The sequence below is a fragment of the Nocardia sp. Tas62D01 genome, assembly GCF_055232035.1.
On the sequence record NZ_JBUYUZ010000001.1, the window covers coordinates 6,794,812 to 6,819,138 of the forward strand.

Here is a 24,327-nt window from a genome sequence, read left to right on the forward strand (position 1 = left end):
GAGGTGGCTGGGAGATGCGCTGGCGGCGGGTTTTGCTGGAACGGATAGTCGTGCACGCCAACCTTGGGCAGGTGCGGGATCTATGGCTGAAGCTGGTGCGGGAAGAACCGAAGACCCAGGGGGCCGATATATGCCCTTCGGTGAGGTCGAAGATGGCCGCGGACCGGCGTGGTGCGGAATGCGAAAAGGCATGACCGGCAAGGGATTTCGGCGTAGAATTCGAACATGGTTTCGAATGCCGCTGCTATCGCCGATCCGTCGGTGGAGGCGGCGTTGTGCACGCTCGAAGCCGGGCTCACGCAGATTATGAAGGTACGGACCGGCAATCTGGGTAATACGGATCGGCTACACGTGTTGGCGCGTGTGGAGGCGATGGTGCGGGCGTTGCCCGGGCTTGGGTTGGAGTTGGTGGCGCAGATCGATCAGCAGTGGAGCAACAGTGATTTCGCGACCGTGACGGTTTCCGACACTCTCGTTGACGGGTTGCGGGTCAGCCCTGGCGAAGCGCGGGCGCGGTGTCGTGCGGCGCGGGAGTTGGCGCACCGCATCAACTTCGATGGTGAGGTCCTCGAACCCGAACTGCCGGCGACCGCGGCCGCCCAATGCGACGGAGCGATCGGGGTTGCGCATGTGCGGGTGTTGCAGGATTTCTTCCATCACCTACCCTCATGTGTCGATGCCGCTACCCGCGCGCAAGCCGAGGTCGAACTCGCCGCGTACGCCCGAGTTTTACGGCCCGACCAGTTGAAGAAGGTCGCGCAACGGGTTGATGCGATCATCAATCCCGACGGAGTCTTCAACGAAATCGACCGTGCCCGGCGGCGTAGCTTCACGATGGGGCGGCAAGGACCGGACCTGATGAGCAGATGCACCCTCATCGCCGATCCGGAACTGCGGGCCTACCTGGAGGCGAGTTTCGCGAAACTTGCCAAACCCGGCATGTGCAGCCCTGAGGACGCCATCGGGCAGGTCGATGGAGATCCCGATCCCGATGCCGCGCAACGTGACACCCGCAGCGCCGGGCAACGCCAGCACGACGCTCTCAAGACCGTGGTGCGTGCGATGCTCGCCTCCGGGGATCTGGGGCAGCATCGTGGACTACCGGTGTCGGTGGTGGCCACCACGTCGTTGCAGGATTTGGAAGATGCTGTCGGGTAAGCGGATCCGGCTGGTGGTTCGGACCGGTTGTTGGTTTCCGGTCCACCGGTGGTCACTGGTGGTGGGAGTTTGCTGCCGATGCATGACCTGATCCGGATGGCTGCCCACGCTTACCACTACCTCGCCATCTTCGATGACTGTGACGGGCGGCCGTTGTATCTGGGTCGGACCAAACGCATCGCGTCGGCTGATCAGCGAATCATCCTGCATGCCCGCGATATCGGCTGTACTCACCCGGGATGCAGCAAACCCGGATACCTCTGCCAAACACATCACCGTGACGAATGGGCGCACGGCGGCGGCACCGACGCCGACCGGCTGACTTTCGCGTGCGAACCGCATCACCGGCTCATCGGCAGCAGCGACACGCAGTGGAGTACCGTCCCCGCACCCGCCGACCATCCGACTCCCGGCCGTACGCAGTGGATCCCACCCGAGATTATCGACTCGAAACAAACGCCTCGGATCAACCATTTTCACCATCCGAGTGAATACCTTGCGCCCCAACACCACCCACCCGACAAACAACCCGGGTGACAAACAACCCACCCGACAAACAACCCACCTGACAAACAACCCGGGTGATAAACGAACCCGACTGACACTCGTATCGGCGATGCCGACCGGCACGGCTGGACCCGCCTCGCCCCGACGTGTCTAGGTGGCGATCCGTTCCGGGCTCGAGGCCCGCACATCGGTGGGAACGGCTGCCGTTCGAATGTTCTTCACGATCGCGACCATTGGGCAAGGAGCAAGAGCCAAGCTATTCGCGGGTCAGAATCGCCAACAGCGCCGGGTCGGCACGGATCTCTGCCGTGTGCCGCCACTGTGTCAACAGCGTGGCCAGTGGAGCGAGGTTCTCCAAGGCGGCCGCACCCGGCGCTACCGCGACCAATTCGTCGAGGAACTGATCGAGGTCCCTTACCGGAAGGAAAATAACCCAGGGAACAGCGCCGGGCAGAACATCCCGCACGGCCTCTACTCCCAGGCGGCGGACCAGACCCGGGAGCAGTCGCGCGGTGAAATCGACGACCATGCCTTCAGCATCCATCTGCGCTACTCGCATGAGTGCCAGATCATCGGCATCCCGGCGACGCAGCCGCAATGCGCGCACGTCGTCCGAAAGCTTCGCGGTGACCGCGTGCTTATGCAGTAAGTCGCTGAAGGGAACCACGCCGTAGGCAGCACCCATAACATCCGCACTACCTCGGATGTATCGGAAGAGTTCGCGCTGCCAGGTTTATTCGCCGCATATTCTGCGGTGAATAAGGGCTACAATCGCCGCATGGCGGATGGATATCGCACGTATATCTGGGAGCGCCCTGATTGGCCCGACCTGAGATACGATGCTGCCCGCCTGGCCGGCTCGATAGCCGAGGTCGCCCACCAGCAGGGACACTTGCTCGGCAGGCTCGCCGACTGCGACGACGCGGTGCAGGAGCAGGCCGGCCTCGCCGCCCTCACCGCGGACGTGGTCAAAACCAGCGAGATCGAGGGCGAACTGCTCGACGCCGCGTCGGTCCGTTCCTCCATCGCGCGTCATCTCGGCATGGACATCGGCGCCACTGTTCCGGCCGACCGGCACGTGGACGGCGTCGTGGAGATGGTCCTCGACGCGACGATCCACCACGATCAGCTGGTTACGACTGGACGGCTCTTCGGCTGGCATGCCGGGCTGTTTCCCGTTGGATATTCGGGTATCTCCCGCGTGCGCGTCGGTGCTTGGCGCACCGACGCCACCGGACCGATGCAAGTGATATCCGGCCCCTATGGCAGGCAGCGGGTGCACTTCGAGGCGCCGCCAGCCGACCGGCTCGACGCCGAAATGCGCCGGTTCCTGGACTGGTTCAACCGCGATGCCACAGAGCCTGCGATCGTGAAAGCCGGTCTGGCGCATCTGTGGTTCGTGACCGTTCACCCCTTCGACGATGGCAACGGGCGTATCGGTCGAGCACTGGGCGACCTGTGGCTGGCGCGGGCCGATGGCAGCTCGCGACGCTTCTATAGTCTCTCGGCACAGATTCAGCGGGACCGAAGCGCCTATTACTCCGTTTTGGAGCGCACCCAAAAGGGCACGCTCGACGTCACCGAGTGGCTGCTCTGGTTCCTCGGCGCACTGCAACGCGCGATCTCCCACGCCGACAGCACCGTAGACACGGTCCTGACGAAGGCCAAGTTCTGGCGTCACTGGGGGCAGACCACGATGAACGCCCGCCAGATCGCCATGCTCAACCGACTCCTGGACGGATTCAGCGGCAAACTCACCACACGCAAGTGGGCGCTCATCACGAAATCCTCCCAGGACACCGCGCTTCGGGACATCAACGAATTGCTCGAGCTGGGCGCGTTACGCCGATCAGACTCCGGCGGGCGCAGCACATCCTACGAACTGGTTCAGCCATGAACCGCGGACGCGGCCGAGTCGGGTCCGCCTGGGATGGGTCCATCGCATAGCCGAGGCGGTGATGATGCCGGTATTCGAAGAGGCGACCGCGGAACGTGCGTATTCGGTCCGTCAAGCGGCGGCTTCGGTTCGGGCCGAAGGGCTTTCACCCGGTTCGGACGCCGAAGCGATCCCCGAGGAGTGGGCGCAGGGCAAGATCAGCACAGCTCAGATGCGTGAGCGCGTTGGGCGCTTGCACGGTCTCACCCGATAGCCTTACCTGAACGAGGCCAAGTGGTCGAGCCTGGAAGTCCTTCGGGGTTTGACGTGGGGCTTCACGCTGTGGCAGTCCGATGTTGCCGGGTCCCCATCGAAGATCGGACGCAGCGGCTGGGGTGGCCTATGTGTGGATATCCATGTTCTGGGTGCCGAGGACGGAGAGGAGTTGCAGGGCCTGGTCGGAGGGGGAGCCGGGTTCGGCGGTGAAGATGACCACGTGCTGGTCCTGGTCGGGGACGACAAGGACATCGCAGTTCAGCGTGATCGGTCCGACCAGCGGGTGGTGGATCGTTTTGTGGAGGTGGCGGGCGGTCCGCACATGATGTGAGGCCCACAGGCGGGCGAACTCGTCGCTGCCACTCACCAGTTCGTCAACGAGAGCGTGGATCCCTGGGTCGTCGGGGTAGCGGGCCGCTGCGGCGCGCAGGTGGCCGGCGGCGAACAGGCCGAACGCTTCCTCGCCGGACAGGCCGTAATGCCGCTGTGCCGGGTCGGAGTGCAGGAAGTGGCGCCGGATGAGGTTGCGCTCGCGTGGTGCCAGCGCGGAGAAGTCCTCCAGGAGCGCGGCGGCCAGGGCGTTCCAGGCGATCACTTCGTACGTCGCGTCGAGCACGATGGCAGCGGCCTGTGGCAGGCGGTCGATGAGGTCCAGGATGCTCTGCCGCACCTCGCGGGGCGGGCCGGGCTGCGGGCCGGGGGGCTCACCTGCGAGGTGGTAGAGGTGGTCGCGTTCCGTGTCGGACAGGCGCAGAGCACGCACGATGCCCGCCAGCACGCGCCGGGAGGGGTGGGGACTGCGGGCCTGTTCCAGGCGGGTGTAGTACTCGGTCGAGATGTGGGCGAGCTGGGCGACCTCCTCCCTGCGCAGACCGGGCGTGCGCCGTCGTGGTCCGGTCGGCAGTCCCACATGCGAGGGCTGCAACTGTTCGCGCCTGCTGCGCAGGAAGGCCGCCAGTTCAGGTTTGTCCACACCGCCCAGTGTTCCGCCGTCCACGCGGGCCGGCCAGGTACCGGCAGTGCCTGGCTGGCCCGGCGGAACTGCCACAGGCTGTGGGCATGAGCAATGCAACGACACCGAACAGCCGCCCGGACCGCGCTCCTGGCGGCCTCCTGGCGGACAAGGTCGCACTGATCACCGGCGGCGGACGAGGCATCGGCGCCGCCGCGGCACGGCTGTTCGCCCGGGAAGGCGCAATGGTCGTACTGGCTTCGCGGACCGAATCCGAACTGGGCGACGTGGCCGAGGAAATCCGTAAGGCCGGCGGCACCGCCAGCTACGTGGTGACCGACCTGGCCGACGCCGTGAGCGTCCAGAACGCGGTCGACGCAGCAGTGCAGCGCCATGGACGGCTGGACGTCGCCTTCAACAACGCCGGCACCGCCATCCCCCTCGCGTCCCTCACCGACGTGCCCGAAGGCGACTTCGACCTCGTCACCTCGATCAACTACAAAGGCGTCTGGCTGGCGATGGCGGCTGAGGTCCGGGCGATCCGCCGGACGTCCGGGACTGGCGCGATCGTCAACAACAGCAGCGTCGGCAGTCTGATGGGCAACCCGGGACTGGGTGCCTACTCCGCCGCCAAGCGGGCGGTCAACAGCCTCACCGAGACCGCCGCCGCCGAGTACGGGCCGGAAGGCATCCGCATCAACGCCATCGCTCCCGGCACAACCATGACCGCCATGATGCGGCAGTGGGCCATCCGGGAGCCCGCCATCGTCGAGCAGCTCAACGCCCGCACCCCCCTGCGACGCGCCGCCGACCCCGACGAAGTCGCCGAAGCGGCCGCCTGGCTGCTGAGCGACCGCGCCTCGTACATCACCGGAGCGATCCTGCCCGTCGACGGAGGCATCACGGTGTGAGACGCAACTGCGCGCCCGGGCGCCGCAGTACGCCGCCCCTCTCAGAGCCCCTCGGCCCTCCAGCACAAGGTCGTCCAACCCATCGACTTCACCGATCTCAGCGAGGTCCGGGACCGGCTCCGAGCCTTCGAAGACCGCTACAACGCCACAGCACAGCCATTCCAGTGGAAGTTCACCACCTCCGAACTGGAAGAAATACTGACCAGGCTCGACCGGCACACCACCGATCACCAGGAAGAATCCTCCGCTGCACTGACGGCTCGAGCAACCCCATGCACCGAACTCGCGACGTCGAAACCGCTCCCCGAAATGCCGAACGACGCCGCTCCCAAAGGAACGGCGCCGTCCGCTCTCAAGACCGTGGTGCGTGCGATGCTCGCCTCCGGGGATCTGGGGCAGCATCGTGGACTACCGGTGTCGGTGGTGGCCACCACGTCGTTGCAGGATTTGGAAGATGCTGTCGGGTAAGCGGATCCGGCTGGTGGTTCGGACCGGTTGTTGGTTTCCGGTCCACCGGTGGTCACTGGTGGTGGGAGTTTGCTGCCGATGCATGACCTGATCCGGATGGCTGCCCACGCTTACCACTACCTCGCCATCTTCGATGACTGTGACGGGCGGCCGTTGTATCTGGGTCGGACCAAACGCATCGCGTCGGCTGATCAGCGAATCATCCTGCATGCCCGCGATATCGGCTGTACTCACCCGGGATGCAGCAAACCCGGATACCTCTGCCAAACACATCACCGTGACGAATGGGCGCACGGCGGCGGCACCGACGCCGACCGGCTGACTTTCGCGTGCGAACCGCATCACCGGCTCATCGGCAGCAGCGACACGCAGTGGAGTACCGTCCCCGCACCCGCCGACCATCCGACTCCCGGCCGTACGCAGTGGATCCCACCCGAGATTATCGACTCGAAACAAACGCCTCGGATCAACCATTTTCACCATCCGAGTGAATACCTTGCGCCCCAACACCACCCACCCGACAAACAACCCGGGTGACAAACAACCCACCCGACAAACAACCCACCTGACAAACAACCCGGGTGATAAACGAACCCGACTGACACTCGTATCGGCGATGCCGACCGGCACGGCTGGACCCGCCTCGCCCCGACGTGTCTAGGTGGCGATCCGTTCCGGGCTCGAGGCCCGCACATCGGTGGGAACGGCTGCCGTTCGAATGTTCTTCACGATCGCGACCATGCTTCGGCTGGGTCCGGTGTCGCGACGACGACGAGATCGAGGCCGGAAGTGTCGGTGAACAACTCGTCGGCGCTCGCGACCACGACCAAGACGCCACACCACAGGAAGCCGACGAAAACCCCCCGGCTGCCACGGGGCCCCAGCGGAAGCGCACCCCGGCAGGAGCTCCGGATCCGGAGCTGGTCACCGTCGAGCGCGACCCCGCCGGCGGATACCGGGTCAGCGACCCCTACAGGTACCTCTGAACGCCAGGTCAAGGTTAGCGGCGGGCGGGGCCGCTGGCAGGCGGTCAACGACAACGGCAACCTCATCACCAACCGCGGACCCTGGAACACCGTCAACGACGCAGTAGTCGGCCTGCTGCTCTACCACCAGGACCTTTACGCGCGGCGATGAGGAGGCAGGTAGCCCCCAGCTTCGACTCATCTGGATGGTGTGGGGAACGACCCCGATGCGGTCGTATGGCAAGGCTATGATGTTGGCATGGCGTCACCAGAGTCGTCCAGGTCGTCGGCGCTTCCCGCGCTATTGGCGCCATCCACACCGCGCGCAATTCGTGATGCCCTGGTTGGTTCCGAACGCGTGGAGTTCGAGCGCCACTACGCCGAGGAGATGGCGACCGCAGCCCAGTCCCTGGATCTGACGGGCGTGCTGGCGGTGTTGGAAACTTTCCGCAAGGTCGCCGAGATCACCCAACGCCACGGTGCCGACGCTCACACCCGGATGCTCGCCCGGGTCGCGGACCTCCAGCAGGGCCGGAATGTCACCACCATCGGGGCGGCCGCGCACCGAGCAGAGATCAACGCCAAACTCGGCTCGTAGGCCGATGTATTCCTACGAGATCGTTCCCGAGGCCCGGGAACAGGTCGACGGCATCCCCAATGATGCGCTGGTGTTCTACGCCGAGCTCATCGCCTTCTTGGAGCTGACTCCGTGGGCGGGCCCGCCCTACCGGGCAGACAACCCGGATGCCAACATGCGCCGGATGGTTTTCGGCCAGGGCGGTGAGGGCCTCGCGGTGTACGTGGTCCTCGAACAGGAACGCCGCGTGGTCGTCGTCAGCGTGACTTGGGTCGGCTGAGACACCTCCCTGGAAAGAAGTAGCCCAGGTTAGGCGTAGTACTTGTCGGTGCCGGGGATCCGCTGCAGGCAGATGTGGTGTCCGCTACCACGCAATCGCTGACCCAGATCATCCACACCTGGGTCGCATCGTCATGCCCGCTACTCACGTGTGGGCCCTGATGATGCCCGCACATCTGGGGCAAGCGGTGAAGGTCGAAATGCAGTGCCATACAACCAATCTCGGCCCGATCCTGTCGCACACCCGCTCGATCCGATGGACCTATCTCATCCGGCCGGACCTGCCCGACGAGGACAGCCTGTTCGCCGAACTGTTCCGGCTCAACGTCTCGGTTGTCCGCGAGGGCGGCACCATCGCATTACCGTCACCCACCGACCAGCGCGTGGAATTCCGGCGCTGGGTCGAGCCACCCCGTTGCATGTACCGGCCTTCAGGTGCCGTGGTGCTCAACGCGATCCGCGCGTGCCTCGGCCCGGGAAAGCGCCGGGCGGTGACCCATGGGTGACTGCGACTGCGGACCGTGGATCAAGTGGTCGCACTGCGGGTTCGGAAAGTTCGACCCGCGCACCAACGCGTTGACCGAGGTCGCCTGTCCGTCACGGCATTGCGCGACATGGGTTCGGTTGGTCGACGGCAAGCTCACTGAGCACGAGCGAACGATCGGTGGACGCTGCCCGTGGATCGGTGTTCGCGTGGTCGACGACCGCGCCGACCCGATCAACCGCACCGAACAGAGTCGTCGACCCCGAGGCAGCCCGATGGGATAGCGAGCGGTGACAGGCGCCGCCGCTTCCCCGCGCCCCGAAGAGCCGGACGTGCACCTCAGCATTTTCCTGTGTGGCGCAAGATTCGATTTCGCGGCCTGCCTGACCGCCGCCCTGCTCTTTATCCAAGACCACCAGGCCCGCCACCACGCCGACGAAGTCGACGTACTCCCCGGCGACACAACCGAATTGAGTCGCTTGCCATGCGAGCGCTTATTCCTCGATCCCTGACCCAGGCCCATACTCGGTGTCCGGGGGCAGCCAATATCTCGAACGCCTCCGGCCGCGCTACCGGCTGCGGATCGGTGCGGTCATCGTGCGCGACCCCGGGAAACTCCCCGAGACGGTCCGCGCCCGCGTTGATGTCGTCACCGGCTCACATGGCGACACCGACGTCGTGGACCGGGCATTCGCCGGTGCGGACGCCGTGTTCTGGCTGGTCCCGCCGGACCCTCGGGCACCGAGCCTGGACGCGGTGTATTCCGGGTTCACGCGCGCCGCGGCGAAGGCGTTCACCACCCACCGCGTCGGACATGTCGTCGGCGTCTCGGCGCTCGGTCGCGGCACTCCCGTCGCCGGCCACGCCGGTCAGGTGACCGCGTCGCTGGCCATGGACGACCTCATCGCGAGTACCGGCGTGGCCTACCGGGCGCTGGCGAATCCGACATTCATGGACAACCTGCTGCGGCAAGTGGTTTCGATCCGCGACAACGGCGTGTTCACCGACACCGTCGCCGCCGCCCGCACCGACCCGATCGTCGCCACCCGCGACATTGCCGCGGCTGCGGCCGGTCTGCTGCTCGACCGCTCGTGGACAGGAACGGGTGAGGTCCCGGTCCTGGGGCCGGAGGACCTTTCACCGGACGACATGGCACACATCATGTCCGAGGTGCTCGGCCGCCCGGTCCGCTACGCGCGGCAGTCACTCGACGACCTGCGCGCCGCACTCACCGCACGCGGCGTAGCAGACGCGACCGTGCAGGGCTATATCGACATGATGCGCGCCAAGGACGAAGGCCTCGACGACGGCGTGCGGCGCACGCCTGCCACCACCGGCCCGACAACCTTCCGCGAGTGGTGTGAACAGGTCCTCGTGCCGGCGGTCCGGGCATGAGCACAGCGCTCATCGTCGGAGCATCCCGCAGCCTCGGACTCGGCCTGGCCACCGAGTACACCGGCCGTGGCTGGGACGTCATCGGAACCGTCCGGGGCACTCGGCGCACCGGCCTGCACGACCTGGCCGAGGCGTCCGGGGGCCGGGTCAGAGTCGAGTCGCTGGACATGACACAGCAGGAACAGGTCGCCGCGCTGCGCGAACGCCTGGCCGGACGCACCCTCGACCTGTTGTTCGTCAACGCTGCCATCACCCGGGGCAACATTCCTATCGGCGATGTCCCGGCGGACATGTTCGTCGAGGTCATGGTCACGAACGCACTGAGCCCTATGCGCGTGGTCGAGTCCTTCCGCTCGCTGGTCGCGCCGACCGGGACAATCGGCGTCATGTCCTCGCGCCAGGGCAGCATCAGCCTGAACACCAACGGCGGTCAGGACGTCTACCGCGCCAGCAAATCCGCCCTGAACCAGCTGATGCGCAGCTACGCCGCCCGATACCCCGACGCCGCGCACACCCTGCTGCTCATCTGCCCCGGCCACGTCCTCACCGAACTCGCCGGAACGACCGCACCGCTGACCATCGACCAGTCCATCCCAGGCGTGGTGGACACGATCGAACGCCACCGTGGCGAACAGGGCTTGAAATTCCTCAACTACCAGGACCAGCCCGTGCCCTGGTAGCAGCCGCCGCAGTGAGTCCCAGCCACAAGACGACCACCGCCAGATGCCGCGTTCGGTCGGCACGTCAACAGGCCTGCGGCAGACACACGCTCGCCTTCGCCGACGCCCGCCGCGAATGGCTCGCCTCCGCAGCCGATCTCGTGATCGACACCACCTCGATCAGCGCACCGCAGGCCGCCGGCCAACTCGCCGACGCGCTCGCATCCTGGACTGCCAGCACACCCGCGGCGGCCCCGATCCTCACCGACGCACACCGCATGGTCGTGCTGCGCGGTCACCGAGCCGAGGACATTCCGGCGATCGTCGAGCAGTGCCACGACCGGGCAATGCTCGAATACACCCGCATCCCCCGCCCCTACAACCTCGAGCACGCCCATCAGCTACTCGACCTCGCCCGCAGCAGCTGGGCCCAGCCCGGCGCCGTTTCGCCGCGATTCTGGGCGATCACCACCCGCTGCGAGGAAGGCGAGTACGCGTTCGCCGGGACAATCGACTACCGGCCCACCGGCCACGGCACCGCCGAAGTCGGATACGGGCTACACCCCGCCTTTCGCGGTGCCGGCCTCATGTCGATCGCGCTGGGCCTGGTCCTCGACCATGCCTTCGAGCACGACGGGCAGCACCTGATGGCTTGGCAGGCCGCTGTCGGCAACTGGGCCTCGGCAAAAACAGCGTGGCGCAACGGATTCCGATTCGAGGGCCGCGTGCGCGGGCTATGCCTGCGCCCTGACGGCGGCTTCTCCGATGGCTGGATCGCCACCCTGCACCGAGACGATCCCCGCACCCCCACCCGGCCCTGGTCGGAAACGATCGACGTGCTCGGCGCTGCCGATCTCCGTTGACGGGCCCGCCGATTCGTGTTCACCACCAGCGACTTTCGCGTAGAAAGGGCCTTATGGTCTCGGAATTCGATCGGCACTTGGATGCATTCCGTCGCTACCAGGAGACCCCGTGGGGCCGATTGCGCTACGAGCAGGTCGCGACCAACCTCGCTCGCCACCTACCGCACCGGCCGCTGAGGGTCCTCGACGTCGGCGGCGGCAACGGCCTGGACGCGCTGCACCTGGCAGCCCTGGGCCACCACGTCACGATCGTCGACACCTCCCAGGCATCACTCGACGAGGCCATAACGCTGGCCGGAAGCAACGGTTGCACGGAACTGCTCGAGACACGCCTCGCCGACATCGAAGCCCTGGCCGGCGTCGCGGCAGAAGGATCGTTCGATGTGGTCCTGGCCCACAACGTGCTCCAATACGTGCCCGGCCGGGCCGAAGTGCTCGCGGCGATGGTGTCGGTCCTGGCGCCCGGGGGCTTGCTGTCGGTGCTCGTGCCCAACCCCGCCAGCGACCCGTTGATCGCCGCCGTGCGGCGCGGGGAGCTCGCCGAGGCGATACGGCTGCTGGACGCCCCAACCCGGCCCGCACTCACCTACAACGTCGAGGTCGACGCGATCACCGCGACCGAGCTGGCCGCCGACATGATCACCGCAGGCCTGGGCCGACCGGTCCGCTACGGGGTGCGCGCGGTATGCGATCTGATCAGCGACGACGAGGCCAAACACGACCCTCAGTTTTTCGGCGAACTGCTGCGGTTGGAGAACCTGCTCGCCGACCGACACCCCTACCTCGAAACGGCCCGCTTCGCCCATCTGATCGCACTGAAACCCGAAACCACCCCAGTGTCCCAGCGCTCCCCCGGAAACTGCTGAGTAGAAATTAGATCGAAGGGATCCGACCATGGACGAGACAGACCCGTTCGACGACCTCGAGCCGGGTGAGAAACAGCGTCTGTTCGAGCTCGGAGCAGCCGAGATGCGAGGCGAAACCGCCGAGGCCGGGTGGAAGATGTACCAGGAGTTCGAAACACCGCTGGGGATCCGCCGCTACACCAACGTGCGGACCCTCGAGGACGGGCGCGTGCAGGCACGCGAGTACCGAGTAGATCGCAACGATCCGCAGACGATCTTCGACCTCGAGATGGACCGCTACCTGATCGAGAACGGCGTAATCCATGAGGTCCACTGGATCACCGCCGAGTGAAAGCCACCCTGCCAGTACTGGACCTGTTGGCCGCCGCCCTGGCCACGGCGTCTGAACCCGCGCAGCGCGTGCGACTGATCAACGAAGGAGTTCTGCCGTGAGTGCGCATCAGATCGCGTTCGCCCGAGTATTTGTCGTGAACCCCGTGGGTCAGGTCTTGCTGGTCCGTGACCACTTCGGGTACTGGAATCTACCCGGCGGCAAAGTCGAGCCAGGTGAGATGCCCGCAGCAGCCGCTGTCCGAGCGATACGGGAGGAGACGGGCCTGACGATCGTGGAGATCTGTCCTGCACACCTTCTTCGACGTGCTGACCCTGCTCGCCCGCAGCGGTGTCAGCGCGGTCGCCGAAGCCGCGTTCCAGGACAAACTGTGGCGGCCGAACCTGTTGCCGCTGACCGAGATCGCCGACATCCGCATCGTCCACTGCATCGCACCGACCGCGATTGTGCGCGACCGCATCACCCAGCGCGCCGACACCGACCCCCACAGGCAGGCCCACGACGACAGCGGCCTCGTCGCGGCCATCGACACCGGCACGCAGTCCTTCGTGCCGGTCAGCATGGACGTGCCGACCCTGACCGTGGACACCAGCAACGGCTACACGCCCGACCTCGATGCCATCGCCCGATTCGCCATACACTCACCGACCACCTCGTTCTTTGGATAAGCAGTACCGGCCCCGGCTCAATCCCGTCGGTTCAGAAAATGATCATGGGTGAACCTCGCGAACTCCCGATCAGCCCTCAACTGGCCGAACTGCTCAACGGACTCCGTCGCAGCAGAGACATGCCCAGAACATCCGGTAGCGGCTTATTGAGCAGTTTTCCGCTGGCACTAGCCGATCTGTAGGACGAGTTTGCCGCGTGCCTGTCCGGACTGGCTCAGTCCGCGGCCGTGCGCCAGTCATCGAGCGGGAACGTGCGGGCCACCGGGACCGAGAAGCGACCCTCGGACGCCAGTTGGGGTCGCCGTAGTACTCGCCGAAAATCGGGCGGATATCGAAGCAACCGCAGCTGAGGGTGCTATCGGTCGTGACGCCGGGTCCAAAGAGGCGCAACCGCTAGATCCAATGCCGCTTAGCTCGCCCCCTATAGAGCTGTGACCGGCGGTTTTGCGGATGGTCGTCGTTGTGTCGGCGTGATGCAGCTTTGGTTGGCCAGCCGGATGGTAGCGGGTCCGGTGTGACGGGTTCCCTTGTCTGCCTTGCGTTTTACTCGGAAGCTGTTGTGTCTGGCGCGTTTGACGACGCGGGGGTAGGAGCGGTGGCGGCGGGGGTTGAGGTGGCGTTTTGCGGTGATCTGTTCGGCGAGTTCGGTGTGGAGCTCGAGTTGGCGGTCAGGGGGAAAAACCGTCCGGGCCTGCGATGGTGTCGCGGGCGAGTCGGACGGTCTGGGTGAACTTCACGCGGTCGGGATCGATGCCGGTCTCGACCGCGGCCCGGCAGATCAGCGAGCAGATCGCGTAGTGGGCGATGAGGAATCCGTATATTTCCTGGCGGACCATGTCCGGGGTTTGCGAGCGCAGGGTTTTGGCGGGGCCGCGGAGCTGCGTCTTGATTTGCCTGTTCGCGGCTTCGTGTTCCCAGCGTTGGTGATAGGCCTCGGCCAGGATCAGCGAGGGTGCCTCGTGCGGGTCGAGGATGGTGGTGAGCAGGCAGATCAGCTCACCGCCTTCGCCACGGTCGGTGATCTCGTACTCGATGACGCGGGCGAAACGAGTCCGGTCCCAGTCCAACTCCTCCCCGGCTATGGCCGCCTCCAGCAGCTCGGCCCGCATTTTCGCCGGGGTTTTGGGCGCGAAAAGCAGTGTCACATAGGAGCCGTCACCGAGGCGGTCCACGATCGGCAGGTCCATAATGTCACCGAGACGCCACAACAGGTCGGCGTCGGTGTCGGCGCCCTGGCACCACAGTTTGAAACTGTAGAACCCCTGGTCACACACCAACATCATGCCGGGTTCGAGTAACCAGATCAGTTCGGCCGCGGCGGTGCGTTCACCGGTGCCCTTGCCCACGACCGGCCCGATCACCGCGCCCAGGCTCACATGCGAGCCGCATTCGGTCAACGTCACCACCCGTGCCTGTGGCAACACTCCCTTGCTCGGTTTACCGAATTCCGTTGCGTTGGCCTCGGTGTCGGCCACGTCGAACACCATGCCATCAATCGAGACCAGCCTGCGTCGCGCGTAGAACGCGTCCAGGGTCAGCCGCGACGCCACCGGCACCGCGATCCGCTCGAACAGTGTTTTCATCGGCTCGAACCCCAGCCGCTGCCGGGCCTGGGTGATCCCACCCGAGGTCGGCAAACTCCACTTCGGATCCCAACAACGCCAAAGCCGCAGCGGCCCAACCAGTTTCCGCATCACCCCCTCGTAGTCCACACCTGCGAACAACGCCAACGCGACCACGAAATACATCACCAAATGCGGCGGCAACGTCCCACCACGACGCTTGGGCGCCTTGCCGTGCTCGGAAATCGCCATCTCCACCGCATCACGGTCCACCACAGCGGTCAACACACCCAACGACACCTGATCGATCAACGACACCGCACCCACATCCACCACGTCGGCGACGCTAACCCCAGCACCGACACGATCCGGCACCGACACGCCCAAAAACGCTCCACACCAACCAGTCTCACAGACCAACCAGCTGGCACTACATCGCAATCATGCCGATGACCTGCGAAAACACGTCAAGCTAAGTGGCATTGCCGCTAGATCACCCCTACCAGGGGATATGCCCGAACTTCGTTGGATTCTCGGCGATTGCTACCGGAACCCCGGATAAAGGCAGCGATCAATTGCTCGGAAGGATCTGGCGGGGTTATGGTTGTGGCGCTGCCAGTGCTATTCGCCGTGCTGCGGATGTGTCGGCCCATATTTCCACTGCTGATTCAGTAGCAGTCGACCGAGTAGTCTTCCACGCACGTTGCGCGGGGATAGCCCTGGTGCAATCGAGTTGAATGGATCATTAGAAGGATCAGCAATGTTCGCAATGACCAGGCAAACGGTGGCTCGGGCCGTCCTTGCCGGTGCGATTGCGGTGGCTCCGGTCACCGCCGTGACCGTGCCGGCCCAGGCCGATGTGGTCACCAACTACGCCCCCACCCCTGTCGATCAGCACTGGGACCACGGCTGGGACAGTAAGCACTTCTTCTTCCCTCCGGGCTGGGGAATCCCTCCGGGATGGTTCAAGCATCTACTGCCGTTCAAGTTCTTCGATTGGGACTAGTAGAGCGTTCAATACGACCGCCGGCGCCGACACTCTGCGGTGAAGGCATCCCACGCATCCGGGGTAAATGTCAGCGCCGGACCGGTCAGGGCCCCGTTCTCTCTTCGTCCCTGCGCATCCTCGAGCGCTACAGCAACCCGCGGCACCGAATACTCGACACTCAGACATTTGTCGCCTCCGAGTTCGGGGAGCGTTGATGCTGCGCCAGTTCAAGCACAAAAGCTTCGAACAGTCGGCGCGGCCGAAGTGGCGTCTATTCGCTGCGGAACCTGGGAAGGGCTGTGGTGTGGGAGGTCAGGTCGACGAAAACCGGAGGTGGAGAAGCGGCTTCGGCAGCGGCCCAGAGCCGACGACGGCCGGCCGCCGAGATCGGCAGGTTGTCTTCTCCGCCTGCAGCCACCAGCACATCGAAATCAAGGGCCGAATCGCGCAGGGCGCGGGGATTGTCGCGATCCAACGCACGCTTCACCACCGCCGCCATCGGACCGCGGGCCAGTAGGTCGAGCGTGGTGTGGTACGAACCACCGAGCATGTCGGCCAGGTCGAGGGCTTCGCGCAACCCCGCCTCCGCAGCCATGACGACAACATTGGTGATCAGTTTGTAGGCGACGCCGGATCCGAGCGGGCCGACACGAACAACATCCCCGAAAGTTGCGAGGATCGGTTCGGTCAAGGTCATCGCGTCGTCGGAACCCGCCAGCAACACGGTCAGCGCGGCTTCCGACGCGTAACGCACCCCTCCGATGAGCGGGGCGTCGGCAAGGTGAACGCCTGCCGGCATGTGCGAGGCAATCGATTGCAGCATCTCCGGGGTCGTCGTCGACGAAACAGCCAGGGCTGCTCCCTGCCGCATTCCGGCGAGGATGCCATTCTGTCCCAGATGTGCCGCTGGTATGTCGGCGGACATCACGGCACTGATCACCACATCCGCGTCGCGTGCGGCCACAGCCGGGCTGTCAGCCGATACCGCCCCCAGCGCTGTCATCCCATCAACTCGGTCCGCTACGACGTCGAAGACAATTACTCGATGGTTGGAGCGCAACAGATGGGGCACCATACGAGAACCCATGTCCCCGAGGCCCACAAAACCGACTATCGCCATGGCATTCTCCTGGGGCAAGGTGCCCGGGGATCGGGTGTAATGTCGACTTCGTGATCCGAGACATTACCGCATACTGAGCCCTTTGGACGCACGGTGACGCGTATGCGGCCGCGTCTACCGGCACTTCGGTCGCGCCGGCCACGAATCTCGAGTCCTAGTCATATAGGGCGCGCGCCGGATCAGTCGTGACTCGATGATAAGAATCTACAAAAATCCGCTGTAGACACAGACATGTGAAAGCGGCTGTGCAAACGGGCATACTTCGGTAGCGGGCCGGTGCGTCATTCGGTAGGTCTTCAAAGAAGGAAGGTCACATGAGCACGATCACCACCGCTGATGGCACGGAGATCTTCTACAAGGACTGGGGCACGGGTCAGCCCATCGTGTTCAGCCACGGCTGGCCGCTATCAGCCGATGACTGGGACACCCAAATGCTGTTCTTCCTGCAGCACGGCTATCGCGTCATAGCCCACGACCGGCGGGGCCACGGCCGATCGACCCAGACCGGTGAAGGCCACGATATGGATCACTATGCCGACGATCTTGCGACCCTGACGGCGCATCTCGACTTGAGGAATGCCGTGCACGTCGGCCATTCGACCGGCGGTGGGGAGGTTGTGCGCTATCTGGCACGCCATGGCGAAAGCCGAGTGGCGAAAGCGATGCTGATCAGTGCGGTGCCGCCGCTGATGGTGCAGACGGCGACCAATCCAGGCGGCCTTCCCAAGAAAGTTTTCGACGACATGCAGGCGCAACTCGCGGCGAATCGCGCGAAGTTTTATCGCGACTTGCCCTCGGGCCCCTTTTATGGTTTCAACCGACCGGGCGCGGAGGCGTCGGAGGCCATCATCCAAAACTGGTGGCGCCAAGGCATGATGGGCGGCGCGAAGGCGCATTTTGACGGCATCGTCGCTTTCTCGCAGACCGATTTCACCGAAGACCTGAAGACGATCACGGTGCCGGTGCTGGTGATGCATAGCGAGGACGATCAGATCGTTCCGTACCAGGACTCCGGCCCGCTGTCCGCACAGCTTCTCGGGAACGGCACGCTGAAGACCTACGAGGGCTTCCCGCACGGCATGCCTACCACCCAGGCGGAGACCGTCAACGCCGACCTGCTCGCCTTTCTGAAGGCGTGACACCAAGCCGAATCGTTGGAGGGAATCATGACCGACCGGAACGACCTACCCGCTCCCGAACAGGGACTGGTCTTGACGCATTTCCTGGCCGTGCGCGACGTGGCTCGCTCGCGCGATTTCTACGCCGACATTCTCGGCGGTCGGGTCGTGCTGGAGGAGAACCCGGCCATCATCAAGGTCGCCAACAGTTGGATCATCATGAATCCGGGCGGCGGCCCGACCCCGGACAAACCCGATGTCACCCTGACTGCCCCGGAGCCAGGTGATCCGATCTCGTCATTCTTGAACGTGCGGGTCGCCGATATCGCCGCGTTCTACTCCGACGCCAAATCCAAAGGGGCACAATTCCTTACCGAACCACTCGACCGCAAGGCCGAGATCCGGTGCTATCTCCGCGACCCCGACGGCTACCTCATCGAGATCGGTCAGGGTACCGGGATGCTCCACGGCATCTACGCTGACCGGGACGTCGAGGACTGCTGAACGGAGGAGGACAGAGCAAACCTGAGCGGCAAGCGTGCCATCGTCACCGGCGGCTCCTCCGGGGTGGGCGTCGAGACCGGGCGAGATTCCCGGCACGTATGATTCGGACGCAGTTTTCCGCTTCGGTCGTCTGGTTCGCGCTTGACCTTCGAGAGGAGTCCGCTCGCGTTCCTGGAGCGCGGTGACGTTATGCGTCGGCCGCCACCATGAGGTCGGGGTGCGGTGGTTCGGGTTGCTTCGGGGCGGCGGGCGCGCACACCGCCTGTCCACGATTCGCACGGCCGATCAGATCCTGGTGCTCGAGGACGGTCGAATCGTGGAGCGCGGCACCCACACTCAGCTGTTGGCCGCCGACGGTCGCCATGCGGAGTTGTACCGCACCCAGTTCGCCGACGAAACTGTCACGGTCTCCGCTTGACCGATTCGCTGGCTCGGATGAGACCGATCATCCTGGGTCAGCGGTGTGGGCTAGGGCGTGGAATGATCCGCGTAGCAGGTGATGTCGGTTTCCGGCATGGTTCCCACGCTGAAGTATGTGTTGATCGCGTGATTTACGCAGCCGCTGAGTTCGGGCCGGAATGTCATGTGGATACGGACATCCTGCAGCGTCACCATCCGCGACTCGGACATGTCCTGATGCAATCGGACGCCGTGGGCATAAGGAGTTCGGGGGTCTCCCGTCGCCTGCAAGATGAGCGCGGGCACCGAATTCCGGACGACAGTCGCAGGCTCGACCGGGCGAGGCCAGAAGGCGCACGGCTGGATGTTGTTCGCCAGCGCGCCGAACACCGGCTGCGTGGCCCGGGTCTCTTCGATGTTGCGCCAGTACCAGGTCGGATCAATCGGTGCCCCGACATCGCCGCAGGCGATCTGCGCAAGCACCGAGTTCTCATTGTCGCGCAGCGCCTCCACGATGGCGCGAAGCCGGGGTGTTCGCGATGTAGTGGGCGGACCGCCCGCGGCATCGGCGATCTCCCGCACAGTGGCGGCCATCGCTTCGTTCAGCCGGAAGTTCATCAGCAATCCGTGCAGGATGAACGGAAGCCAGTGATCGTCAATGGCAAACCCATCGATGACAATCGGTTGGCGTGCGGCGATACGAACGAGCTCCTCGATCTTCGCTCGCACCTGCTGCGGAGTCGCACCGAGCCGGAACTCGTCGTCCCGACCGGAAACCCAGCCGGCCCAGTCGTCCAGCGCGATCTCATCTGCCGGACCCCAATCCTGAACCAAGCCCTCCCAGTACCGGTCCGGGTCGATCGTGCTATCGAGCACGACGCGGTCACTCCTCTCGGGGAACATCTGCGTGAACACGGCCCCGAGGTAGGTGCCGTAGGACACGCCGTAGAAGTTGGCCTTCTCCTCACCCAGGGCGCCTCGCACAATGTCCATGTCACGCGCGGTGTTGCGAGTGGTGAACTGCCTCAGCTTGTTTGGATCACGAATCAGGCAGGTCGCGGCCATCCCCGCGGACTGAACGGTGTCGTGCACGAATCCCAGCGGATCCAGACCCGCCGACCGAATCATCTCGCCTACCGGCCACCCGCACCGCGGACTCCGACCGGATTCGCCGACCCCGCGCGGATCCATGCCGATCAGGTCGTAACTCGCCAAGACCTCCGGCGAGAGCACATCACCGAGCAGATCCAGACTGTCGAGCCCCTCCGCACCGGGACCGCCCGGATTGGACAGCAGAATTCCCCGCCGCTGCACCGGATCGCCGGCCTTCACCCGCGAAATCGCCACGGTCATCGTGCGATCGTCGGGATTCCCATAGTCGAGCGGCACCAGTACATCCGCGCACTCGCCACCGGCCTTGTCGACATTCTCGACGCCGCAAGGCTTCCACTCGAGCCGCTGGCGATAGAACCGGTCCAACCCGATCGGGTGCGCGTCGTCCACCGGGTCCGCCTGGCTGTACGCCGGCACAGCCATCAGCAGGGACACCGCCACTACAGACATCGAACGCCAGAACAGGTTCACCGACAACAGACTTCGCCTCTCGACCTGAGCTTGATTTTTAACCTCCGGGTCACTGCCCGCCGACCGTCCGGGTCGGTGTTGGAGCGGTTCGATCATCGAAACGTGTTGCTGCCGTGTTGATTTAGGGACGAATTTCGGCGTGTCGCCGTGACATGGAGCGGCCACCGCATCATCATCGTCGGGTTCCCGCTAAAGAGCCTGATGAGAAGTTGTGGTGGCCGTGCCTGTCAGTGTGCCCGAAGTATTTCGTCCGGTCGAGTCGGCGCGCCCGTCGGGACCGGAATCGCTTGCGGCGTTCCGCAATTCGTTCTATGAAAGCCTGACCGCGCGCGCCGACGCGCTGTTCGAACTCACCGACGCGGTGCTGTGCGACGACGGACCGGTCACCACGCTGGTCGGACTGTGTCTGACCGGGGAATATCGACGCGGCCACGGCGCCCTCTACGACGGTCTGAACGCCGGAAGTATCGACATCGCCCGGCTCCGGCGCGCGATCACCGCCACGACCACGGTCGGGCGAGACGACGAAGGTGCGATCATGCTGGCCGTCGATGCCAGTCCGTGGCTGCGTCCCGACGCGGCGACCAGCCCCGATCGATCGTTCTGCCATGTCTATGGCCGTGGCAGGGGGCAAGCGCAGATGATCCCGGGCTGGCTGTTCTCCTACGTCGCCGCGCTGGAGCCCGGCCGGACCTCTTGGACCACGATCCTCGACGCGATACGGCTGCACCCCGACGACGACGCGACCGAGGTCACCGCCGCCCAGATCCGGGAAGTCGTGCAACGCCTGCAAGCCGCCGACCTCCATGTTCCCGGCGACCCGCACATCAAGATCGTGTTCGATGCGGGCTACGACATCACATGCCTGGCATACGAGCTCGCGGATCTGCCCGTGGTCCTGATCGGGCGAATACGCTCCGACCGCGTCCTGGCCTTCCCCGCCGAACCCCGTGCGGGCAAGAGGGGCCGTCCCGCCAAGCACGGCCCCGACTTCGCGTTGTCCGACACCGGGACCCATCCCGAGCCCGCTGTCGTCACCACCACCGACACCGACCGCTACGGCGCCGTGCGTGCGACGGCATGGAACCGTCTGCACCCCAAACTCGCCCGCCGAGGATCCTGGGCCTACCACGACGGGGAACTGCCGATCATCGAGGGCGTCGTCATCGGGCTTCGGGTGGACCGGCTACCCGGCGACCGCAACCCGAAACCACTGTGGCTATGGTGTTCGCAACCCGACATCGCCGACCCCGCCATTATCGACCGAATCTGGCGAACCTTCCTGCGGCGCTTCGACATCGAGCACACCTTCCGGTTCCTGAAACAGACCCTCGGGTGGACCAAGCCGCGTATCCGCGACTCCGCCGCCGCCGACCGCTGGACCTGGCTCATCATCGCCGCACACACCCAACTCCGCCTCGCCCGAGGACTCACCGAAGACCTCCGCCACCCCTGGGAGAGAAAACCAACCAGCCCCAGCCGCCTCACCCCAGCCCGCGTCCGCAGGGGATTTCGCCACCTCCGCCCGACAACCGCTCTTCCGGCCCGCGCGCCGAAACCCTCACGGCCGGGTCCCGGACGCCCGCCCGGCGCAAAAAACATCCGACGCGCACCACACCAGGCGGTCGGTAAGACCACCACGGCTGCCAGTTAGAGGTTAAAAATCAAGCTGAGGGATCACGCAGGTTGGTGCGACGTGAACCGTAGCCGATACGGGGGTTCGGTTGTGGTAACCCACACCCACTCAGATCGAGTCTGTCCGCTGCGCGCCAGCATGCTCAGCCATGCCGCCTCGGTGATGCCATGCCCACCACGTAGCTGATCACTGTGCCGATGCAGTCGCTGGCCTCGTCGCCGGGGAATCCGCCCGCCTGGAACAACCCGACCATGCGACCGTTGAGCCGCATCACGTTCGGGCCCAGATAGGACAGTCCGACCTGGCCGAGCGTCGAGGCCAACCACGGGTGCCGCAGGATCATCGCGCGCAGGCTTTGCGCACACTCCTGCGTCGCCGTGCGCCAGTGCGTCGGATCGTCGATCTCCGGAACGCTGAGGCTCGGGTCTGTACTCGGCAACTGAGAGTTACCACGAGTGGTGGTGCAATATACGTGGGCCGGTCATCGGGACTCCACCCGCCGTAGTCGGCGACCGCACCTGATCACCGGTAATCGGCATGAGCGCTCACTCGTGCCGGCGATCGTGAGTGCCTGTGACGTCGGCTCGGCCATCAACTTGCGGCCACCCGAACCTGCCAAGATCTTGACTCGAGACAGACATCCTCCGCGTCGGACTTCTTGGCATGGTGCGCACCGGGATCCGCAGGCAAGCCTGCCGCATTCGGCGCTCTAGCTAGCTGATCGGCAGCGCGTTCAGGATCGGGTCGTAGGCCCAGTTCAACATGCGCTCGGCGTCGTCCTTTGCGGCGACCGCGCTGTCGGGTGAGCTGTGCAGGACCACACCGATCAGCGGTATTCCTGCCCTGACCGTCTCGAACAGCAGGCAGGTTCCCGCAGCGTCGGTGGATCCGGTTTTGATGCCGATAGTGCCGGGATAGTCGTGCAGCAGCAAGTTCGTGGTCTGCCAGAGGTGAGCGCGGTTGCCCGGGCCGGCGGGCAGGTGATAGCTCTGCGACCTGGCGATGTCGCGGAACACTGGCAGGCTCATCGCACGCAGACCGAGGGCCACCAGGTCCGCCGGTGTGGAGTAGGTGGAGTGGTCGGTGGGGGCGGGCAGCCCGCTGGGATCGGTGAAATGTGTTCCCGCCAGGCCCATTTGATGCGCGGTGTCGTTCATTTTGGCGATGAAGCCGTCTTGGCCGGGCCCGTAGGCCTCGGCAAGGGTATAGGCGGCGTCGCAGCCGGACGGCAGCATCATCGCGTATAGGAGCTGTCGCGCGGTGAGCACCTCGCCGGGGACCAGGCCTGCGTTGCTTCCGTCGTACTTGGTGCCGTAGGCGATGATTTCTTGCGGCACGGTAATGGTCCGGTCGAGGTCGCCGGCGTTGATCACGACCAGCGCCGTCATCACCTTCGCGATGCTGGCTATCGGGACCGGGGTGTTCGGCTGTCGCGACCACAGCACCGTGCCGATGATTCCGTCTGCCAGCGCGGCTCCCGACGCCTGCACTGCGCCCGGCTCAGGAGTCAGCCAGGGCAACTGAATATGGGCGTCGCTTGCGGCGGGGGCGGCCGCGACGCCATGACCGGCTACCACGAACAGCGCTCGGCGGCGGCGGCCTGCAAAGTTGCACTTGTAACCGAAAGATCGTTGTAGATGCAAGTGAAGCCCGCTAGGCTTGCTACATGTACCAGCTCCGCAACCGAATCGAAGGAGAGGGCCATGGATCCGCTGCTGCGCGGTGATCGCGCGACAGTGTCGGTGACCACACGCGAGGTCGAGCAAGCCGGTAACGTTCGCGCATTCCTGGGGGATGCCCAGCCGACGCTTTCTGTGCAGGCGGGTGACGGCCCCGATGCCTTGCTGACTGTGCCGGCCGAACTGACGTCTGTGATCCTGCAGCTGATCGATCTCGTCGGACGAGGCTGCACGGTTACTGTCGGCAGCATCCCCGCCGAGGTGACCACTACCGTGGCCGCGCAGATGCTGAACATCTCCCGGACCACTGTGATGAAACTCGTCAGGGAGCAGAAGATTTCGTCGCACAAGGTTGGTGCGCACACTCGTCTGTTCAGCCGGGATGTCATCGAATACCGTCGGGCCCAATTGGCCCGTCAGAGTGCGGCTTTCGATGAGTTGCGTGCCCTCGAGGAGCAATGGGGAATCACGGACTGACCCGGTAGATCCAGCTGCCGACCTG

Annotated in this window: 27 protein-coding genes and 3 pseudogenes; 22 read left to right on the forward strand and 8 right to left on the reverse strand. The window is 65.0% G+C overall.

What is annotated here, in order from left to right; all coding sequences use genetic code 11:
* Nucleotides 1-225: 225 nt before the first annotated feature.
* Nucleotides 226-1,695 (forward strand): annotated as a pseudogene (locus ACV7NQ_RS32405) (HNH endonuclease signature motif containing protein).
* Nucleotides 1,696-1,921: 226 nt separating this feature from the next.
* Here the strand turns inward: ACV7NQ_RS32405 and ACV7NQ_RS32410 are convergent.
* Nucleotides 1,922-2,350, reverse strand: coding sequence for a hypothetical protein (locus ACV7NQ_RS32410; RefSeq protein WP_463363040.1), 429 nt, complete (start codon nucleotides 2,348-2,350; stop codon nucleotides 1,922-1,924).
* A 93-nt stretch (nucleotides 2,351-2,443) separates the two neighbouring features.
* Here ACV7NQ_RS32410 and ACV7NQ_RS32415 point away from each other — a divergent pair, with 93 nt between their 5' ends.
* Both ACV7NQ_RS32415 and ACV7NQ_RS32420 read left to right on the forward strand, forming a co-directional pair.
* The gene (locus ACV7NQ_RS32415; RefSeq protein ID WP_463363041.1) at nucleotides 2,444-3,562 is read left to right on the forward strand and encodes a Fic family protein; all 1,119 of its coding nucleotides are present in this window, start codon (nucleotides 2,444-2,446) and stop codon (nucleotides 3,560-3,562) included.
* Between the two features lie 64 nt (nucleotides 3,563-3,626).
* Nucleotides 3,627-3,815 (forward strand): antitoxin VbhA family protein, encoded by a 189-nt coding sequence (locus tag ACV7NQ_RS32420; RefSeq protein ID WP_463365905.1) that lies wholly within the window; start codon nucleotides 3,627-3,629, stop codon nucleotides 3,813-3,815.
* A gap of 126 nt (nucleotides 3,816-3,941) precedes the next feature.
* Here ACV7NQ_RS32420 and ACV7NQ_RS32425 read toward each other — a convergent pair whose 3' ends face one another.
* Complete coding sequence (locus ACV7NQ_RS32425) at nucleotides 3,942-4,790, reverse strand: helix-turn-helix transcriptional regulator (RefSeq protein ID WP_463363042.1); 849 nt, start codon at nucleotides 4,788-4,790, stop codon at nucleotides 3,942-3,944.
* An 86-nt stretch (nucleotides 4,791-4,876) separates the two neighbouring features.
* Between ACV7NQ_RS32425 and ACV7NQ_RS32430 the strand changes: the two genes are divergently transcribed.
* From ACV7NQ_RS32430 to ACV7NQ_RS32490, 13 genes and pseudogenes are all read left to right on the forward strand, one after another.
* Complete coding sequence (locus ACV7NQ_RS32430) at nucleotides 4,877-5,680, forward strand: SDR family NAD(P)-dependent oxidoreductase (protein WP_463363043.1); 804 nt, start codon at nucleotides 4,877-4,879, stop codon at nucleotides 5,678-5,680.
* Between the two features lie 348 nt (nucleotides 5,681-6,028).
* Nucleotides 6,029-6,685: pseudogene (locus tag ACV7NQ_RS32435) on the forward strand (HNH endonuclease signature motif containing protein); the annotation flags it as partial.
* 687 nt (nucleotides 6,686-7,372) lie between these two features.
* The gene (locus tag ACV7NQ_RS32440) at nucleotides 7,373-7,711 is read left to right on the forward strand and encodes a DUF6247 family protein (protein WP_463363044.1); all 339 of its coding nucleotides are present in this window, start codon (nucleotides 7,373-7,375) and stop codon (nucleotides 7,709-7,711) included.
* Nucleotides 7,712-7,715: 4 nt separating this feature from the next.
* Nucleotides 7,716-7,970, forward strand: a complete 255-nt coding sequence (locus ACV7NQ_RS32445) for a hypothetical protein (protein ID WP_463363045.1) — start codon at nucleotides 7,716-7,718, stop codon at nucleotides 7,968-7,970.
* 133 nt (nucleotides 7,971-8,103) lie between these two features.
* Nucleotides 8,104-8,475: a DNA-directed RNA polymerase subunit beta gene (locus ACV7NQ_RS32450; RefSeq protein ID WP_463363046.1), complete on the forward strand. Its 372-nt coding sequence runs from the start codon at nucleotides 8,104-8,106 to the stop codon at nucleotides 8,473-8,475.
* 310 nt (nucleotides 8,476-8,785) lie between these two features.
* Nucleotides 8,786-8,965, forward strand: a complete 180-nt coding sequence (locus tag ACV7NQ_RS32455) for a hypothetical protein (protein ID WP_463363047.1) — start codon at nucleotides 8,786-8,788, stop codon at nucleotides 8,963-8,965.
* A gap of 16 nt (nucleotides 8,966-8,981) precedes the next feature.
* Nucleotides 8,982-9,848 carry an NAD(P)H-binding protein gene (locus tag ACV7NQ_RS32460; RefSeq protein ID WP_463363048.1) on the forward strand — a complete coding sequence of 289 codons (867 nt, stop codon included), beginning with the start codon at nucleotides 8,982-8,984 and terminating at the stop codon, nucleotides 9,846-9,848.
* Nucleotides 9,845-10,528 (forward strand): SDR family oxidoreductase, encoded by a 684-nt coding sequence (locus ACV7NQ_RS32465; RefSeq protein WP_463363049.1) that lies wholly within the window; start codon nucleotides 9,845-9,847, stop codon nucleotides 10,526-10,528. Before ACV7NQ_RS32460 ends, ACV7NQ_RS32465 begins: the two co-directional genes overlap by 4 nt.
* 11 nt (nucleotides 10,529-10,539) lie before the next feature.
* The gene (locus ACV7NQ_RS32470) at nucleotides 10,540-11,370 is read left to right on the forward strand and encodes a GNAT family N-acetyltransferase (protein WP_463363050.1); all 831 of its coding nucleotides are present in this window, start codon (nucleotides 10,540-10,542) and stop codon (nucleotides 11,368-11,370) included.
* Between the two features lie 53 nt (nucleotides 11,371-11,423).
* Nucleotides 11,424-12,236, forward strand: a complete 813-nt coding sequence (locus ACV7NQ_RS32475; protein ID WP_463363051.1) for a class I SAM-dependent methyltransferase — start codon at nucleotides 11,424-11,426, stop codon at nucleotides 12,234-12,236.
* 28 nt (nucleotides 12,237-12,264) lie between these two features.
* Nucleotides 12,265-12,567: a hypothetical protein gene (locus ACV7NQ_RS32480; RefSeq protein ID WP_364779013.1), complete on the forward strand. Its 303-nt coding sequence runs from the start codon at nucleotides 12,265-12,267 to the stop codon at nucleotides 12,565-12,567.
* Between the two features lie 97 nt (nucleotides 12,568-12,664).
* A pseudogene (locus ACV7NQ_RS32485) lies at nucleotides 12,665-12,856 on the forward strand (NUDIX domain-containing protein); the annotation flags it as partial.
* Between the two features lie 16 nt (nucleotides 12,857-12,872).
* Nucleotides 12,873-13,235 (forward strand): P-loop nucleotide/nucleoside kinase family protein, encoded by a 363-nt coding sequence (locus ACV7NQ_RS32490; protein WP_463366127.1) that lies wholly within the window; start codon nucleotides 12,873-12,875, stop codon nucleotides 13,233-13,235.
* 668 nt (nucleotides 13,236-13,903) lie between these two features.
* Here the strand turns inward: ACV7NQ_RS32490 and ACV7NQ_RS32495 are convergent.
* Nucleotides 13,904-15,178, reverse strand: coding sequence for an IS4 family transposase (locus ACV7NQ_RS32495; RefSeq protein WP_463365544.1), 1,275 nt, complete (start codon nucleotides 15,176-15,178; stop codon nucleotides 13,904-13,906).
* Nucleotides 15,179-15,557: 379 nt separating this feature from the next.
* Between ACV7NQ_RS32495 and ACV7NQ_RS32500 the strand changes: the two genes are divergently transcribed.
* Entirely contained in the window at nucleotides 15,558-15,803 is a 246-nt protein-coding gene (locus tag ACV7NQ_RS32500) for a hypothetical protein (RefSeq protein WP_463363052.1), read from the forward strand.
* Between the two features lie 8 nt (nucleotides 15,804-15,811).
* Here ACV7NQ_RS32500 and ACV7NQ_RS32505 read toward each other — a convergent pair whose 3' ends face one another.
* Nucleotides 15,812-15,949: a DUF397 domain-containing protein gene (locus ACV7NQ_RS32505; RefSeq protein ID WP_463363053.1), complete on the reverse strand. Its 138-nt coding sequence runs from the start codon at nucleotides 15,947-15,949 to the stop codon at nucleotides 15,812-15,814.
* Nucleotides 15,950-16,056: 107 nt separating this feature from the next.
* Entirely contained in the window at nucleotides 16,057-16,905 is an 849-nt protein-coding gene (locus ACV7NQ_RS32510) for an NAD(P)-dependent oxidoreductase (RefSeq protein ID WP_463363054.1), read from the reverse strand.
* 314 nt (nucleotides 16,906-17,219) lie between these two features.
* On the opposite strand from ACV7NQ_RS32510, the gene ACV7NQ_RS32515 reads away from it, so the two are divergent.
* The 3 genes from ACV7NQ_RS32515 (at nucleotide 17,220) to ACV7NQ_RS32525 (ending at nucleotide 18,945) form a co-directional block, all read left to right on the forward strand.
* The gene (locus ACV7NQ_RS32515) at nucleotides 17,220-18,044 is read left to right on the forward strand and encodes an alpha/beta fold hydrolase (protein ID WP_463363055.1); all 825 of its coding nucleotides are present in this window, start codon (nucleotides 17,220-17,222) and stop codon (nucleotides 18,042-18,044) included.
* Between the two features lie 27 nt (nucleotides 18,045-18,071).
* Nucleotides 18,072-18,527 carry a VOC family protein gene (locus ACV7NQ_RS32520; protein WP_463363056.1) on the forward strand — a complete coding sequence of 152 codons (456 nt, stop codon included), beginning with the start codon at nucleotides 18,072-18,074 and terminating at the stop codon, nucleotides 18,525-18,527.
* Nucleotides 18,528-18,708: 181 nt separating this feature from the next.
* Entirely contained in the window at nucleotides 18,709-18,945 is a 237-nt protein-coding gene (locus tag ACV7NQ_RS32525) for a hypothetical protein (protein WP_463366128.1), read from the forward strand.
* Nucleotides 18,946-18,995: 50 nt separating this feature from the next.
* Here the strand turns inward: ACV7NQ_RS32525 and ACV7NQ_RS32530 are convergent, their stop codons facing one another.
* Nucleotides 18,996-20,462, reverse strand: a complete 1,467-nt coding sequence (locus ACV7NQ_RS32530; RefSeq protein WP_463363057.1) for an alpha/beta fold hydrolase — start codon at nucleotides 20,460-20,462, stop codon at nucleotides 18,996-18,998.
* Nucleotides 20,463-20,724: 262 nt separating this feature from the next.
* Between ACV7NQ_RS32530 and ACV7NQ_RS32535 the strand changes: the two genes are divergently transcribed.
* Nucleotides 20,725-22,164 (forward strand): NF041680 family putative transposase, encoded by a 1,440-nt coding sequence (locus tag ACV7NQ_RS32535; RefSeq protein WP_463358523.1) that lies wholly within the window; start codon nucleotides 20,725-20,727, stop codon nucleotides 22,162-22,164.
* A 124-nt stretch (nucleotides 22,165-22,288) separates the two neighbouring features.
* On the opposite strand, the gene ACV7NQ_RS32540 is transcribed toward ACV7NQ_RS32535, so the two are convergent.
* Nucleotides 22,289-22,585 (reverse strand): TetR/AcrR family transcriptional regulator C-terminal domain-containing protein, encoded by a 297-nt coding sequence (locus ACV7NQ_RS32540; protein WP_463363058.1) that lies wholly within the window; start codon nucleotides 22,583-22,585, stop codon nucleotides 22,289-22,291.
* A 274-nt stretch (nucleotides 22,586-22,859) separates the two neighbouring features.
* Nucleotides 22,860-23,723 (reverse strand): D-alanyl-D-alanine carboxypeptidase family protein, encoded by an 864-nt coding sequence (locus ACV7NQ_RS32545; protein WP_463363059.1) that lies wholly within the window; start codon nucleotides 23,721-23,723, stop codon nucleotides 22,860-22,862.
* A gap of 126 nt (nucleotides 23,724-23,849) precedes the next feature.
* Between ACV7NQ_RS32545 and ACV7NQ_RS32550 the strand changes: the two genes are divergently transcribed.
* A complete protein-coding gene (locus ACV7NQ_RS32550) occupies nucleotides 23,850-24,302 on the forward strand; it encodes a helix-turn-helix domain-containing protein (protein WP_463363060.1) in 453 nt (150 codons plus the stop codon).
* The last annotated feature ends 25 nt before the right edge of the window (nucleotides 24,303-24,327 follow it).